This is a genomic window from Martelella sp. FOR1707 (assembly GCF_053484265.1).
Genome location: NZ_JBAKFP010000001.1, coordinates 647,224 through 661,114 on the forward strand (window position 1 = coordinate 647,224; position 13,891 = coordinate 661,114).

The 13,891-nt window shown below is 63.3% G+C and carries 14 protein-coding genes and 1 pseudogene; 2 read left to right on the plus strand and 13 right to left on the minus strand.

The annotated features are described in order from the left end of the window. Window positions 1-136: 136 nt before the first annotated feature. On the plus strand, window positions 137-1,090 hold the full coding sequence (locus V6765_RS02860) for an AraC family transcriptional regulator (protein WP_448426304.1): 954 nt from the start codon (window positions 137-139) through the stop codon (window positions 1,088-1,090). A gap of 254 nt (window positions 1,091-1,344) precedes the next feature. Here the strand turns inward: V6765_RS02860 and V6765_RS02865 are convergent. The 6 genes and pseudogenes from V6765_RS02865 to V6765_RS02890 form a co-directional block, all read right to left on the minus strand. After that, window positions 1,345-1,833: pseudogene (locus V6765_RS02865) on the minus strand (helix-turn-helix domain-containing protein); the annotation flags it as partial. Window positions 1,834-1,988: 155 nt separating this feature from the next. Beyond that, the gene (locus tag V6765_RS02870) at window positions 1,989-2,561 is read right to left on the minus strand and encodes a helix-turn-helix domain-containing protein (RefSeq protein ID WP_448426305.1); all 573 of its coding nucleotides are present in this window, start codon (window positions 2,559-2,561) and stop codon (window positions 1,989-1,991) included. A gap of 284 nt (window positions 2,562-2,845) precedes the next feature. Continuing rightward, on the minus strand, window positions 2,846-3,364 hold the full coding sequence (locus V6765_RS02875) for a Dps family protein (RefSeq protein WP_448426306.1): 519 nt from the start codon (window positions 3,362-3,364) through the stop codon (window positions 2,846-2,848). A 188-nt stretch (window positions 3,365-3,552) separates the two neighbouring features. Next, a complete protein-coding gene (locus tag V6765_RS02880; RefSeq protein ID WP_448426307.1) occupies window positions 3,553-4,272 on the minus strand; it encodes a YoaK family protein in 720 nt (239 codons plus the stop codon). Window positions 4,273-4,339: 67 nt separating this feature from the next. Then, entirely contained in the window at window positions 4,340-5,182 is an 843-nt protein-coding gene (locus tag V6765_RS02885) for an alpha/beta fold hydrolase (protein WP_448426309.1), read from the minus strand. A 230-nt stretch (window positions 5,183-5,412) separates the two neighbouring features. Continuing rightward, window positions 5,413-7,707 carry an FdhF/YdeP family oxidoreductase gene (locus V6765_RS02890; RefSeq protein WP_448426310.1) on the minus strand — a complete coding sequence of 765 codons (2,295 nt, stop codon included), beginning with the start codon at window positions 7,705-7,707 and terminating at the stop codon, window positions 5,413-5,415. A 221-nt stretch (window positions 7,708-7,928) separates the two neighbouring features. On the opposite strand from V6765_RS02890, the gene V6765_RS02895 reads away from it, so the two are divergent. Then, window positions 7,929-8,339 carry a hypothetical protein gene (locus V6765_RS02895; protein ID WP_448426312.1) on the plus strand — a complete coding sequence of 137 codons (411 nt, stop codon included), beginning with the start codon at window positions 7,929-7,931 and terminating at the stop codon, window positions 8,337-8,339. A 153-nt stretch (window positions 8,340-8,492) separates the two neighbouring features. Here the strand turns inward: V6765_RS02895 and V6765_RS02900 are convergent, their stop codons facing one another. Genes V6765_RS02900 through mdcC form a run of 7 tightly spaced genes read right to left on the minus strand, consistent with a single transcriptional unit; the run spans window position 8,493 to window position 13,886 of the window. Then, complete coding sequence (locus V6765_RS02900) at window positions 8,493-9,428, minus strand: acyltransferase domain-containing protein (RefSeq protein ID WP_448426313.1); 936 nt, start codon at window positions 9,426-9,428, stop codon at window positions 8,493-8,495. Between the two features lie 17 nt (window positions 9,429-9,445). Continuing rightward, window positions 9,446-10,396, minus strand: coding sequence for an AEC family transporter (locus tag V6765_RS02905; RefSeq protein ID WP_448426315.1), 951 nt, complete (start codon window positions 10,394-10,396; stop codon window positions 9,446-9,448). After that, window positions 10,390-11,280, minus strand: coding sequence for a triphosphoribosyl-dephospho-CoA synthase MdcB (gene mdcB, locus V6765_RS02910; RefSeq protein WP_448426316.1), 891 nt, complete (start codon window positions 11,278-11,280; stop codon window positions 10,390-10,392). Before mdcB ends, V6765_RS02905 begins: the two co-directional genes overlap by 7 nt. After that, on the minus strand, window positions 11,277-11,927 hold the full coding sequence (gene mdcG, locus V6765_RS02915; protein ID WP_448426317.1) for a malonate decarboxylase holo-[acyl-carrier-protein] synthase: 651 nt from the start codon (window positions 11,925-11,927) through the stop codon (window positions 11,277-11,279). The genes mdcB and mdcG overlap by 4 nt, the downstream gene beginning before the upstream one ends. A 3-nt stretch (window positions 11,928-11,930) precedes the next feature. Beyond that, window positions 11,931-12,653, minus strand: coding sequence for a biotin-independent malonate decarboxylase subunit gamma (locus V6765_RS02920; protein WP_448426318.1), 723 nt, complete (start codon window positions 12,651-12,653; stop codon window positions 11,931-11,933). Further along, window positions 12,640-13,575: a biotin-independent malonate decarboxylase subunit beta gene (locus tag V6765_RS02925; protein WP_448426320.1), complete on the minus strand. Its 936-nt coding sequence runs from the start codon at window positions 13,573-13,575 to the stop codon at window positions 12,640-12,642. Before V6765_RS02925 ends, V6765_RS02920 begins: the two co-directional genes overlap by 14 nt. Continuing rightward, entirely contained in the window at window positions 13,572-13,886 is a 315-nt protein-coding gene (mdcC, locus tag V6765_RS02930; protein WP_448426321.1) for a malonate decarboxylase acyl carrier protein, read from the minus strand. Before mdcC ends, V6765_RS02925 begins: the two co-directional genes overlap by 4 nt. Window positions 13,887-13,891 lie beyond the last annotated feature (5 nt).

A 13,891-nucleotide genomic window follows, 5' to 3' on the forward strand; every position in this document is an offset into this window, starting at 1 on the left:
ACCCTTAAGCTAGATGGAGTGTCCAATGTGCAGAATGCCTGAACCCTCAAGAAACTTGCCTATTCCTCCAGAAGCGGCAAGCATGCCGGCGCGGGGCGAGATCCTGCCCTGGCCCCAGAAACATCGGGAGCCGCGATTGAACGGGCCATTGCTGGATGCCGTGACGGCCTATATCGAAGAGCAGGGCGGCGGTCAGGGCTTGTTTCCGACAGCGATCGAAGGCTTCAATATCGTCCGCTCGTTTCAGTCGATGATGCCGATGCGCAACATTTACCGGCCTTCGCTTTGCGTCGTGCTGGAAGGTGGAAAGGAGCTGCATCTCGGAGAGCAACGTCTGAGCTACCGAACGATGCAGTGCCTGGTTGTCAGCGTCGGGGTTCCGGCGACGGGCCAGATCGTGGAGGCGAGCGAAGAGGCGCCGTATGTCGGCGTCATGATCGATTTCGACGTCGCCACTTTGCGGGAAATCCTCGGACAGCTCGAGACGCCGCCCGCGCAGACGGAGGAATCCGGCCCTTGCGCGTTCGTCGCCAAGGTGGATCAACCCCTGGCCGACTGCATTCTGCGCTTGGTGCGCATGCTGGCGACGCCGAAGGCCATCCCCGTGCTGGCGCCCTCGGTCGTGCGCGAAATCTGCTTCTGGCTGTTGAGCGGCCCCCATGGCGGCGAGCTCTGCAAACTGGCCTTGCCGGAATCGAATATCGAACGCGTGGTCAGGGCCGTCTCGATGCTGCACACCAATTTCGCGGATACGCTCCGCGTCGAACAGCTGGCAGGTGTCGCGCGCATGAGCCCGTCATCGTTCCACCAGCATTTCAAGGCGTTGACCTCGATGACGCCGCTTCAGTTTCAAAAGCAGCTGCGTTTGCTGGAAGCGCGCCGGCTCATGGTGACGCAGGCGGCCAATGTTGCGGAAGCGGCCTACAAGGTCGGATACGAAAGCGCATCGCAATTCAGCCGGGAATATTCCCGGACCTTTGGCATCGCCCCGAAGCAGGACGCCCTGAACCAGCAGCGGCTGCGCAACGCCTATGCCAGCCGGGCAGTGCCGGCACATGCGCAAGTAGCCGCTGGGGCCGCGGGTCTTTAGTTCAGGGCATCGTCAAGTCTACGGAATGTGGCACTTGATGTGCGAATAACGGCCGTGACAGGCGTGATCCGCGATATCGTTGCCATTGCTTCCCCGTCGTCGCAGATTGAGTGCAACAAAATGTTGCTTACTTTTGCTCCAGATGACTAAAAAGACATTCCTGTTTGAGAGGAGATCATCAAACCACCAGATGATCGTGAACGCCTGCGATCGCGTTTCCGCTTGCCGAAAGCTAACCTTCAGCAACCAGTCCCGTATCGGCCGTCGCCCGTCTTGAACTCGCCCTTGAAGTCGACGCACCAAAGCGCGTTGGGGTGGATGGCCTCAGACAGCGGCGTGCCTTCGGCCTTGTTGCCACGTCGCCTCTACCGGGCGCGATTGACTAGGCCATGGCGGTCGAGAACCGCATGCACAGTCGACTTCGCCGGGATGCGAACCTCGCCAGCCAGCCTGCGCACCAGAAGCTCCCTGATCTTTCTCGCGCCCCAATGCGGCTTGTCGCGCTTGGTCTCGACGATCAGCCGCTCGATCTGGTCGGGCAACTGGTTGGCGTAGCGCACGGGGCGCCGCGAGCGATCGCAAAGAGCATCCAGCCCTTCTTGCCTGTAGCAGTTGAAGATCTTGTAGCCGGTCTTGCGGGAGATCCCGAAATCACGGCACACATCGCTCATGCCTTCTCCTTCCAGAAGGCGGGCAACAAATCGTAGACGTTCTTCCATAACCGAACTCTTTCTCCACGGCATCGACACCTCCCGCAAAGCCAAAAGTGTTACCAATGTGTCCGGTACAAAACGTCACCTATCTCTCGGGTCGCTCATGTCCACTGCTGATCCGAGCTCAAAAGGAGCCTTTGGTCCTTGGGAACAGCTGCAATTGAGACCGAGCGCCCTCAGATACGTCACGCTAAGGCGATAGCGGCCGAGCCCAGGCAGGCGCGGCGCCAGCTTGATGGCGTAAATCCGGTGTGACGGCGGAATATGCGGGAAAGATGGGCCTGGTCCGCCAGACCGCAGTCGAGCGCAATCTCCGCAAGAGGGGTATCGGTCAGTGCAATGCTTTTCTTGGCCCGTTCGACGCGCTGACCGATGATGAAGGCGTGCGGCGATACCCCGAAACTTACCTTGAAGGCGGCGGAGAAATAGCTCTCGCTAAGGCCGAGCGTGCCCGCGAGTTTGACGAGCGTGATCGGCTCGTCGATATGCTGATCGATATAGCGCCGGATTCTTGACACCTGCCATGGGGCGAGGCCGCCCCGTGCCGGAATGGCTCCCGGTGTTTCAGGGGCGTTGATGGAGGCTGACCGCTCGTTGCCGTCCGCGATCATCTGCCGTGCCCTGTCCAGACAGGCGAGGGCCCCGTGGCGATCATTGTCGATGAGCAGGAGAGCCTGCACGACCATCCTCGAAGCGTCAGCGGTTGCGGGCAGGCCGCTCTGGCCCGCGATGGCGTTTCCCGATGTGATCTCGGTCATTCTTGGTCTCCTCGGAACTTGTCCAGCTTGATGGGCTGAATGATGACCGAGGCAGGACGGTACCTGAATCACACACACATTCACGAGAGACAAACATCCGGGCGAGGCGCCCATACCAAGGTATGGCTTGCAGCGCTCCGGTCTGTCCTGTCTTTGCCGGCCAAGCGCAGCAAGACCAGAAGGATGGCATCGCAACGCCTGGTCTCGCTCTGTATGCGTGTCTGAAAAGCACAAAAGGCCGGACGAATGCGGAGGAGGAGACATCCGCCCGGCAAGGGGCTCCATCAGGCGTTGGTGGAGCGGAGGGTTTCGAACAGGAACCAGATGCGCTTTTCCGTCTCGTCGATCCAGTTTTCGAGAAGGCTTGCCGTGGCCACGTCGTTGTGTTCGTCGCAGACGCCGTGGAGGGCGCGCATCCGTCCGGCAAGGTCGGCATTGTCGGAGCGCAGCTCGGCCAACATCTCGTGGGGATGGATGAAATCGGCGTCATTGTCGGCGATGCGCTGGCGGGCGGCGATGCCGCCGATGGATCTGAGCGTCGGCCCGCCGAGCTTACGGACGCGTTCAGCCAGCGGATCGGTCATGGCGATCAGTTCGTCGGACTGATCGTCAAGCATCAGGTGCCAGTCGCGGAAATGCGCGCCAGTCATGTGCCAGTGAAAATTCTTGGTCTTCATGAACAGGGCAAAAATATCGGCGAGGAGCGCATTGGCCCCGGCCGAAATGTCGCGGGCGGCATCGGCGCCGAGACCGGAAGGGGTGTGCAGTGCCGCAGTTCTGAGAGATTTCCTATTGTCGTCCATGGATCGTCTCCTTTGTCTGAGAGGGTTTAGTGGTAATCGGTGCTGGCCGGCGGATCGCTGGCCGGGAAGCTCTCGTGCAGGGCCTCATCGAGGAAAAGGTCGGCCTCCTCGCGGGACGTCTGCCGGCGTTCCGGCCTTTCAGGCTTCCCGCCCGGGTCCACCTTTTCCGGCGTCTTCTGCGTCTTTTTTCATCGACGGCACTCCGTTTTCGGGGGCAACCGGCCGGGCTTGCCAAGTTCGCGCTGGCCAAGTCCGCGGCAGGCCACAAGCGAAGCGGCGATCAGCGCAGGCGGAACGAGGAAGCAGAGCCGGGGCGAGACAAGATAGATGAGCGCCGCGCCGAGACAGCCCGCGGCGAACAGGCCGAACGCGGGAAGCGTGCGTCCGAGGCGACTGCGCGCCGCTTCGCGGGCCTCTTTGCGACCGAAGGACACATCCGACAAATCCAGCATGATCTGGGTTGTCGTGCTCGTCATCACCGTTGTCGGCGGAAAATCCGCGAGATAGGCCCTGTGCAGGGCATTCTGGATGGCCATGGCCACCGCCAGGATCATGCCGACAAGCAGTTCCCCGGGGCTGCCGGCGCCGACGGGCGCGAGCGGAATGAAAATGGCCGCGGCACAGGCAAGAAGCGCGAGCTTGGCCGCCAGCAGAAACGCGATGGCCGGATAGGCGCCCTGCTCGAGCCAGCCGCCGATGAGGCGCGCCGTTAGGATGGACAGACAGAAAACCGGCAAGGCCAGGAATTTGGTGAGCGTGCCCGCCGTTCCGTTGACGAGCGTGGCGCCCAGTGTGACGAGATTGCCGGTGACATGCGCGGTGAACAGGCCGTTCAGGGCCACGAAACCCATCGCATCGACATAGCCGCCATTGATGCTCAGGGTCGCAGCGAGAGGCAATTTCGACATGACCATGCTCCGTTGATGCGGGCACCGGCCATGCGGTGTATGGCCGGCCGGCGATCGAGGCCGCTTCTCAGCTTCGGATGAAGTCCAGGATATCGGTGTTGAGGCCATCGGCATGGGTCGTCAGCATGCCATGCGGATAACCGGGATAGATCTTCAGCACGGCGCGCAGAACCAGCTTGGCCTGCAGCAGGGCCGCGTCCTCGTAGGGCACGATCTGGTCGTCATCGCCCTGCATGATGAGGGTGGGAACGATCACGGCCTTCAGGTCGGCGGTCTGGTCGGTTTCCGAAAACGCCTTGATCCCTTCGTAATGCGCCTTGATGCTGCCATTCATGCCCTGGCGCCACCAGTTGTCGATCACGCCGGGCAGCACCGTCGCGCCCTCGCGGTTGAAGCCGTAGAACGGGCCGGAGGCGACGTCGCGGAAGAATTGCGCCCGATTTGCCGCAAGCTGCGTGCGGAAACCATCAAAGACTTCGATCGGCGTCCCGCCGGGATTGCTCTCGGTCTTCAGCATCAGCGGCGGGACCGCGGCCACCATCACCAGGCCGGCAACGCGCCCCTGAGGTTGGCCATAGCGCGCCACATAGGCCAGCGCCTCGCCGCCACCGGTGGAATGGCCGACGTGCACGGTATTCCTGAGATCGAGCGCCTCGACCACCGCCGCGGCATCGGCGGCATAATGGGCCATGTCGTGGCCGTCGCTGACCTGGGTGGAGCGTCCGTGGCCGCGACGATCATGGGCGATGACGCGGAAGCCCTTGTTAACGAAGAAGATCATCTGGGCGTCCCAGTCGTCGCTGGAAAGCGGCCAGCCATGGTGGAACATGACCGGTTGCGCCTTCTTCGGTCCCCAGTCCTTGTAGAAGATGTCGACACCATCTTTCGTCGTGATAAAGCTCTCGGCCATCTGACTCATTCCTTCAGCTTGGTTATGGGCCCTGTCCGCAAAGGCGGCAGAAGCCGGAACGGTTTCTGGAGCACTCATCGCCTGACATGGGGTCAGGGAAATGCGCCTCGGTTTGCGTCTCCCATGCCTCGAGCGTCCCGCTACGCAAGGAAGCTAGGACGCTTCCGCCCCTGACGATTGTCAAAACCTCTGCTGGTTTGGACAATCGCAGCGTCATATTTCGGCGCGCGCTACACGTCCGATCGAACGATCGTCACCGGAACGCCCTTGTAGGCGGGCGTGCCCGATCGATGATCGTAGTGGTCGAGGGTCACGATGGCGTTCATTTCGGGATAATAGCCGCCCACCGAGCCCTGCGGCAGGTCGTAGGCGACCGCCGTGTAGCCGCGCACGATCCGTTCGGCTCCCGTGTCGGAGGTCACCGCGCGAATGTCGATCCGGTCGCCCTCACGCAGGCCGCGCGCGGCAAGGTCGGCGGGACTGATGAAGATGACGTCGCGCCGTCCGAAGACGCCGCGATAGCGGTCGTCGAGACCGTAGACGGTGGTGTTATACTGATCGTGGCTGCGCATCGTTGCCAGGATCAGCGTCTCCGGATCTTTGAACCGCGGATCCTCGTCGAGGCCGGGTGCCGTCAGGAACGCGGCCTTGCCGGAAGGGGTGTGCCATTCGCGACGCGCGGCGGGAACATCCAGCCGGAAGCCGCCATGAACCCGGACGCGCCGGTTGAAATCCCGGAAGTCGGGAAAGACGATCTCGATCTTGTCGCGGATCCGGTCGTAATTCCCGGCCAGGCCCGCCCAGTCGATCCCATATCTGTCGCCGAGCGTTGCCCCGGCGAGCCCCGCGATAATGGTGGGCTCGGAGCGCACAAGCGGTCCCGGCGGATTGAGGAAGCCGCGCGAGGCGTGAACCATCGACATCGAATCCTCGACGGTCACGGATTGCGGACCGTAGGCCTGGATGTCGAGATCCGTGCGCCCGAGACAGGGCAGGACGATGCAGGTTTTCGCCGTCAGCAGGTGGGACCGGTTGAGCTTGGTCGCGATATGAACGGCAAGGTCCAGCCCGCGCATACCCGCAAACGTCACCGTCGGGTCCGACATGGCGACAGCGAGATTGCCGCCGAGGCAGATCAGCGCCTTCGATCGTCCCGCGACGATCGCCCCGATGGCCTCTATCGCGCTGTGTCCCCTTTCGGCTATGGGCCGGAAACCGAAGGCGCGTTCCATTCCGTCGAGCAGGCCGGGGCCCGGGCTTTCGGTGATCCCGACGGTGCGGTCGCCTTGAACGTTGGAGTGGCCGCGGAGTGGACAGATTCCGGCGCCCTGCCGGCCGATATTGCCCCGCAGCATCAAAAGGTTGGCCGCCTGCTGCACATTTTCCGTGCCATGGGCGTGCTGGGTCAGGCCCATGCCGTAGCAGAGGATCACGTTCTTTGCGTCGAGGTAGATGTCGACGGCGCTTTCGAACGCCATGCGCGACAGTCCCGAGTGGTGGAGAATGTCGTCCCAGGCGGTTTCCGCGACATCGCGGCGCAATGCGTCGATGCCGCCTGTGTGTTCTTCGATGAAGTCCCGGTCGAGAACGCCGGGGCCGCCCTTGTCGATGTCTGCCGCGTCGCGCGCGAAGATCAGTTTCATCATGCCCTTGAACACGGCAAGGTCCCCGCCGACGCGCACCTGATGATAGGCCGATGCGATCTCGGTCGAGGATAGCGTCGCCATTTCGACCGGGTCCTGGGGGGCGGCAAATCGCTCGAGGGCGCGTTCCCTGAAGGGATTGAAGACGACGATGCGGGCGCCCCGCCGTGCGGCATTGCGCAGCGTGGTCATCATCCGGGGATGGTTCGTGCCGGGATTGTGGCCGAAGCTGAAAATCACATCGGCGTGGTCGAAATCCTCCAGCGTGACCGTGCCCTTGCCGACGCCGATCGAATCTGGCAGCCCGACGCTGGTGGCCTCATGGCACATGTTCGAACAATCCGGAAAGTTGTTGGTTCCGAAGGCCCGGATAAAGGTCTGGTAGAGGAAGGCCGCCTCGTTGGAAGCCCGGCCGGATGTGTAGAACTCCGCCTGGTGCGGGCTTTCAAGCGCGTTCAGGGCGGTTGCAATCCGCGCAAAGGCATCGTCCCATTCGATGGGGCGGTAATGGTCCGTCTGCGCGTCATAGATTATCGGATGCGTCAGCCGTCCCTCGTTTTCGAGTTCGTGATCGCTGAAGTTCCAGAGCTCGGAAACCGTATGTGCGGCGAAGAAATCGGGGCCGGCACGCTTTTTGGTCGATTCCCAGGTGATTGCCTTGGCGCCGTTTTCGCAGAACTCGAAGGAAGAGGTGTGCTTCGGATCAGGCCAGGCGCAGCCGGGACAATCAAAGCCCTCCGGCTGGTTGGCCTTCAGCAGGGTCGCGGTGCCCTGTGCTGCCACCTGCTGTCGCGCCAGCGTTTCCGCAACGGCTTTCAGCGCCCCCCATCCGCCTGCCGGCTCGCCATATGCCTTGATCCCATCCGGCCGTTTCGTCGTCATCGGGCTCTCCACACTTGATGTCTGTGGAGCCTAGCAAAGATGAAGCAAAGTGGGATCTATACTGAGGTATGCGGTTGTTATACCGGATTATGTCGCATCCCTGGCTCTCAATTTCACGTAAATCCGTTTCCAAACCTTTGTTTTCGGCTGCAATAACCTGCGTATAATTTCAAAAGAGCCCCGCGAAACGTAATTTCAGCTTGCCGCACATCCGGCGACCATTGACCAGTTCGCTGCTGAACACAGTCGCGGCAATTCCGCAACAGACTCAGATGGAGACGATCATGAATCGCGTTTCGAAAACTGCAATGGCAGCAATTATTGCCTCGCTGGCCTTCGTCGGGACGAGCAAGGCCGAAGACAGCATCACCATGGACTGGCCGGCGAATATCGACCAGACGCTGGCGACGTTCGACCAGGATTTCAACGTCAAGTATGTCGCCGACCGCAAAGACCAGGAGGAGCTTCCGGGTGACTTCCTTCTGCCGGCCGGCTCTGTCGAGAACATCCAGGCGGCCATCATGTCCAACGAACCGCTGCTCATGCGCCTGCAGGAACAGGGCGTCAACGTCAATGACGTGGTGAGCGCCGAACAGGCGGCCGATGGCAGCATCACGTTCTGGCTGCGCTGAAGGCCGGCCGGATAGCCCATGGATCAGGCGGCTCGGCCGCCTGCGCAAAGATCTCACGCGTTCGGCGCCTTTGGGGTTGCCGGACGCGTTTCCGCGTTCCCCAATCGCTGTTATTATTGCAGAAACGTCAGATATGGCTGTTTCGGAAAATGCTCAGGTAAGGACCTTCATCAGCCAGGAGTGTACGCCATCAATATCTGTAAACTCTTCAATGCTTCGGGCGGAGACACCTGGATAGGCGGATATCGCCATGCCGGCGAGCGCCGTGCCTGGGCCGAGTTCGAGAAAGGCGGTGGCGCCGGCTTCGATACAGGCATTAAGGCATGCCGACCACTGCACTGTCTGCGCGATCTGGGCCGCCAGCTTGTCGAGGCCTGATCGTGTGTCGAAAACGGGCGCGGCATCGATGCCGCTCAAAAGGCGCAAGCTGCCCGTGTTTGCGGGCAATACAGCGGCCCGGTCCAGAATGGATCGGAACGCCACAGCCGCCGGCGCCAGCCTGCCGGTGTGGGAGGCGACCTCGATGGGCATGTCGACGACCCGCGCCGCGCTCTTCGATCGCAGCATCTCTGCAAGGCTGACGAGCGCTTCGCGGGCACCACCGACAATATAGGCATTCCCCGGATTGACGATGGCGATTTCGGCGCCAGCCTGTTCGCAGAGTTCGGCGAGCGCCTGTTGCGGGGGTCCGCGAACGAACAGCACTCCGTCGCCCGGTTGCGTCGCGGCGTCCATCACTTCGGCGCGCCTGGCCGCAAGATCGAGCGTCTCTTCGCCGGAAAGACGACCGGCAACGCCCCAGGCCGCAAGCTCGCCGATGCTGTATCCGGCGATGACGATGCGTTCAGGCCATGCGGAGCGCAGCGCGTCCGCGGCAGCAAGGGCCTGGAGCGTGCAGAGGATCTGGCCGTTGCGGTTGTGATGGAGGACGGCCGCCGGTTCATCGCGGACGAAGGCGCGCGGGTCCCGGCCATCGAGCAGGCCCGCGGCGTGTGCGAACAGGTTTTCTGCCTCCGGTGCGGCGCCGGTGCGTGCGAACATGCCGGAATGTTGCCCGCCCTGTCCGGAGCACAAGATCGCGAGCATCATCGTCCTTCCTCGTGGTTTCAGGGAAAAAGCACGGCAATCGCGATAGCCATCGTCACGGCGCTCAGTCCGGTGCTCGCGATCACCATGGAGCCGATCGCAGCCGAGTCCTGGCGATAGCTGATGGCAAACAGAATGCCGAAGAAGCCGGCGGGCACAGAAGCAATAAGGATCGAAACCTTCGCGACCTCGGCGGTCACGGGCAGGGCGAAGACGATGGCGGCGGTCAGAAGCGGCCGGGCGATGTTCGAGATTGCCGCAGCACCAATGATCTTCCAGTCAAGGCGAAACGGTTGGGCCGAAAGCACCAGTCCGGTCAGAAACAGCGCCACTCCGGCGCTGGCGTTTCCCATCAGCGAAAGGGCGGCGTCGATGACGGAACCGAGCCTGATGCCGGAGATCGAGACGATGATGCCGAAGGCCGGTGCCAGCACGACCGGCTTGCGCAGGGCCCGGCCGAGGGCGCCGAAGATTTTTTGAGCCGGCGACATCGTCGTGCCGTCGCTGCCGGGCCGGCTCAGTTCGACGACGATCAGCGAGAGCGGGCTGATGATGATAGAGCCCGCCGCTATGGCGATCGCGAGCTGCACCGTTCCGGTCGCCCCGAGCAGGGTTGTCGAGATCGGCAGGCCGACGCCCGCCAGATTGGGAAAGGCGACGGTCAGGCCCTGGAGCGATGCGTCGGCGGGCGACAGGCCCAGAATGCGTCGGGCGCAGAAATACCACGCCGCGAGCACGATCAGCATGACCCCGGAGAGGATGACGAACAGCCAGGACTGTTCCAGCAATTCGGCGCGCGGCGCCGATGCCGTCGCCACAAACAGCGCCGCAGGCACGGCGAAGGTCATGACCAGCACGTTCAGGCCTTCGACGTGATGGTTGTCGACGCGTTTCAGCCGGCCGGCGGCATAGCCTAGCAGCAGGACGAAGAAGACCGGCACCAGTGCCAGCAGGATGGCATGTGTCACCATGGCGTTTCCCTTTCCAAGGCTTCGACAAAGAGGCTCATGACCAGCAGGTCGGCCGATCCGCCAGGGCTGAGCCGGCGGGCAATGAAACTCTCGTGAATCCGGATCGCGTGGTCCCGCCACCCCGGCCGGGCGATACCGCCCTGCCTGAGGAAATCGCGTGCGGCGGCTCTTGCAAAGGCGAGGCCGGCGGGGCCACCGCGATGCAGCAGGTTGGTGTCCTCGACCGCAGCGATCAGCGCGAAACAGGTCTCGACCCTTGCCGCTTCGGCGTCGATGCCGGCAATCCCGGCGGCAAGACTGAGCCGCGGCAAGCCGACTTCGTAGACGCTTGGAAATCCGTGCGCTGCCTCCATCCGTGCGCCGCCCGCGCCGTAGATGCGGCGGACATTGCTGCCATTGCTGTGCAGCAGCACGGGGCCACCGATGATGGCTTCGCCCCAGAGCTCCGAGACGGTGGCGCCGAGCGTCTTCATAGGGTGCACGCGTCCCGCGGCCCGCGCGCCGGCGGCCGCGCACAGGAGCCCGATGCCGAAGATCGCACCGCGATGGGTGTTGACACCCGAGGTCGAGGCAAACATCGCCCTTTCGGCATCAAGCCCGATCCAGCGCAGGCAGCCCATGGCGGCGCCGCGTCCGCCTGCTTCGGCAAGGGCCGAAAGATAGGGCGCGATTGCCGCCACGCTCGCCCGGAACGTGTCGGCATTCATGTCATCGTGGCTGCCATTGTCGACATGGCTGACAAGGCCCGGCTTGGGCCAGGTCTCAACCTCCATCAGCAAGCAGGCGCATGCCTTTTCGGCGATCCGCTCGGCAGGAACGGAGGGGTGCACAGCCAACGGCGTGTCATCGATCGGGCGGGAGACGGATGAGGATTCGCGTATCATGTCGCCACCTTCGTGCTGGCGAAAAGATCACGCGGGACGAGGCAGAGATCCGTCATCGATTTTGCGAGGAGGTTCGGCACGCCGGAATGGAACTCGCGCCAGTTCACGGCCAGGCCGTCATGACGCACGAGTTCGCCGTCGATGCGCATCGGAGCGGCAGCTTCGATTTCCGCGATTTCGTCCGCAAGGCGGTCGAGAGCGGTCGTCGGCCGAATTCGGATCAGGATGTCGATGTCGGACACGGCGGTCAGATAGTCGAGTCCCGTGATGGCGCTCCAGGCGAGGCTACCGAACACTCGTATGTCGAGCGCACGGCGCTGCCTGAGCGCTTCCAGCCTGAGGAGCGTCGCGGACCACGACGCCGGAGCAACCCGGCGGACGTTGTCAAGCGACGGCGGCGGCATGCTTCCGGAGGTGCTGCCCGGCGCAACCACGAAGGCATGGCGGCGCTTGCCTTGCGAAGGGGGGAGCGGCAGTCCGAGCGCCAGCCCGCCGCGCGTCCACGGGTCTGCACGGCGTGCGACAAGCGGCCAGCCACGTTCGGCCCAAAGGGCGACAAGCCGGGTAACCCTCAGATCCGGTTCGCTGGCCAGGACGGCCGGCCAACAAGTGCGGTGGATGAACACCATGTCATGGCGCCGGATCATGACCTACTCCGCCTCAAGCGCGAGATCGCGAATGCGGGTTGCGATTTCGACCGCCTTCAGCCGGCCGCCCCGGTCCCGGTCGAGGATGTCGCGGCGATCGTCGCTCTCCGGTATTCCGGAAAGCAGGGCTTCGAGTTGTTCGGAAAGCGGCATGCTGTCATCCCATATCCGCTCGACGGCGCCGGTGCGGGCGAGGTTGTCGAGGCCAGGTGCGAACACCGGCGTTGACTTTGCCTTCTCTTCCAGAACCTCGACCGGCAGCTTCGTCACCTTCGCCATCGAGGGCAGGTCCATGACCGCCGGCTCGGCCTGCGGAAGTGCGATGAGGACGCGCGTCGCAAGCGCCGTTGCCAGGAAGGCGCCGGCAGCGGCGTGGCCGTAGAGAAGCCCGATGGTCGGCCTGCCGGAGAGATCCGCGCAAAGGAGGCATTTGGCGAGGTGGGCGAGGAACTCATTGAGGCCGAGCAACTCATCCCGCTTGCTCATGCGCTGGCTGTCGCCGTCGACGATGACGAAGATCGGGCCGATCGTCGTGTCCAGATTGTCGAGGATATGGCGCGCCAGGGCGGCCGCGCCATCGATGCCGAGTGGGATGCGATCGGCAAGGCCGATCACCAGCGCCCGGTCGCCGGCGCGCAGTGTCGCCGTGCCGCAGAGGATGCCGGCCGCGTTTTTGACGTCGTGGCCGTCGGGAAACATCGAAGCGAGGATTTCATCGAGCGTCATGGCTCTTCCTCCCATAGCGCGCCGCAAGATCTGAAAACGGCTCCGCCGGCATGTCGGGTATCGTTTCCGCCCGGGCGATGCCCAGCTTGCGCCAGACATCGATGCGATCGGCGCAGTTGCCGAACGAGCCGAGCCGGTCTTCCAGGCGTTGCTGTTCTGCGCGCAGTGCTTCCATGCCAAATCCAGTCGGGGTTCCGATCAGGCGCAGCGCCGCCTCACGAAACGACTGCACGCTACCGTCCGTGTAGATCTCTGCGGCGCCGAGAAGCCGGCGGTGCTTGCCGCCCATCGTTCGCCAGACGAGCGCCCTGTCGCGAGAATCGAATTCCTCGACACCGCGATTGGTCTCGATGACCTCCGGGCCCGAAACGGCGATCCGTCCCTGTTCCGAGATCGCGAGCGCCGAGCAGCAGGCGCAGATCAGCCCGCCGCCGCCGTAGCAGCCGGCGCGGCCGCCGATCAGGCCGATGATGTTGGCGCCGGCAAGACGTGCGGCGATCATCGCCCGCATGATTTCCGCGATCGCGAGTTCGCCGGCATTGGCCTCCTGCAGGCGCACGCCGCCGGTATCGAACAGGATCAGCACTGGTAGCGATGGCCGTTCGGCGGCCGCGCGGAGGAGACCCGTCAGCTTGGCCCCGTGAACCTCGCCGAATGCGCCGCCCATGAAGCGGCCCTCCTGGGCTGCCGCCAAAACCCTCGTGCCGTTCAGCGTTCCCCGACCGACGATGATGCCGTCATCGAACTGCTCGGGAAGGTCGAAAAGCGCAAGATGCGGGCTCACTTCGCGCTGTTCCGGGCCCATGAATTCGACGAGGCTTCCCGGATCGAGCAGCAGATGGAGCCGGTCCCGTGCGGAAATTTCATACCAGCTTACTGACAGATCGACTTGTTCTCCGGCCTTCTTGTCGGTTTCATTCATCGTTCGATCTCCATAAAACGAAGCGCCTGGGCAAGACGCAGGGCAACCGTGTCCGGTCGTGCGCCGCCATCATTGATGGAAAAGCGGATGCCGCCCGCCGGATGCCGTTCGACGAAATCTGCGACCACAGCGGCCCAGACGTCGGCGAAGCCTGTGGCCATCGTTCTGATCGCCACTTCACAGGCGTCATCGGCAAGCACGCGTTCGCAAAGCACTTCCAGATTGCCGGATGCGACGACGCCGACGAGACCGGTCCGCCGGGTGCCGGCGGCGGGTCTTTCAACGGCGTGACGGAAAGTCAGATCTTCCATGGTTC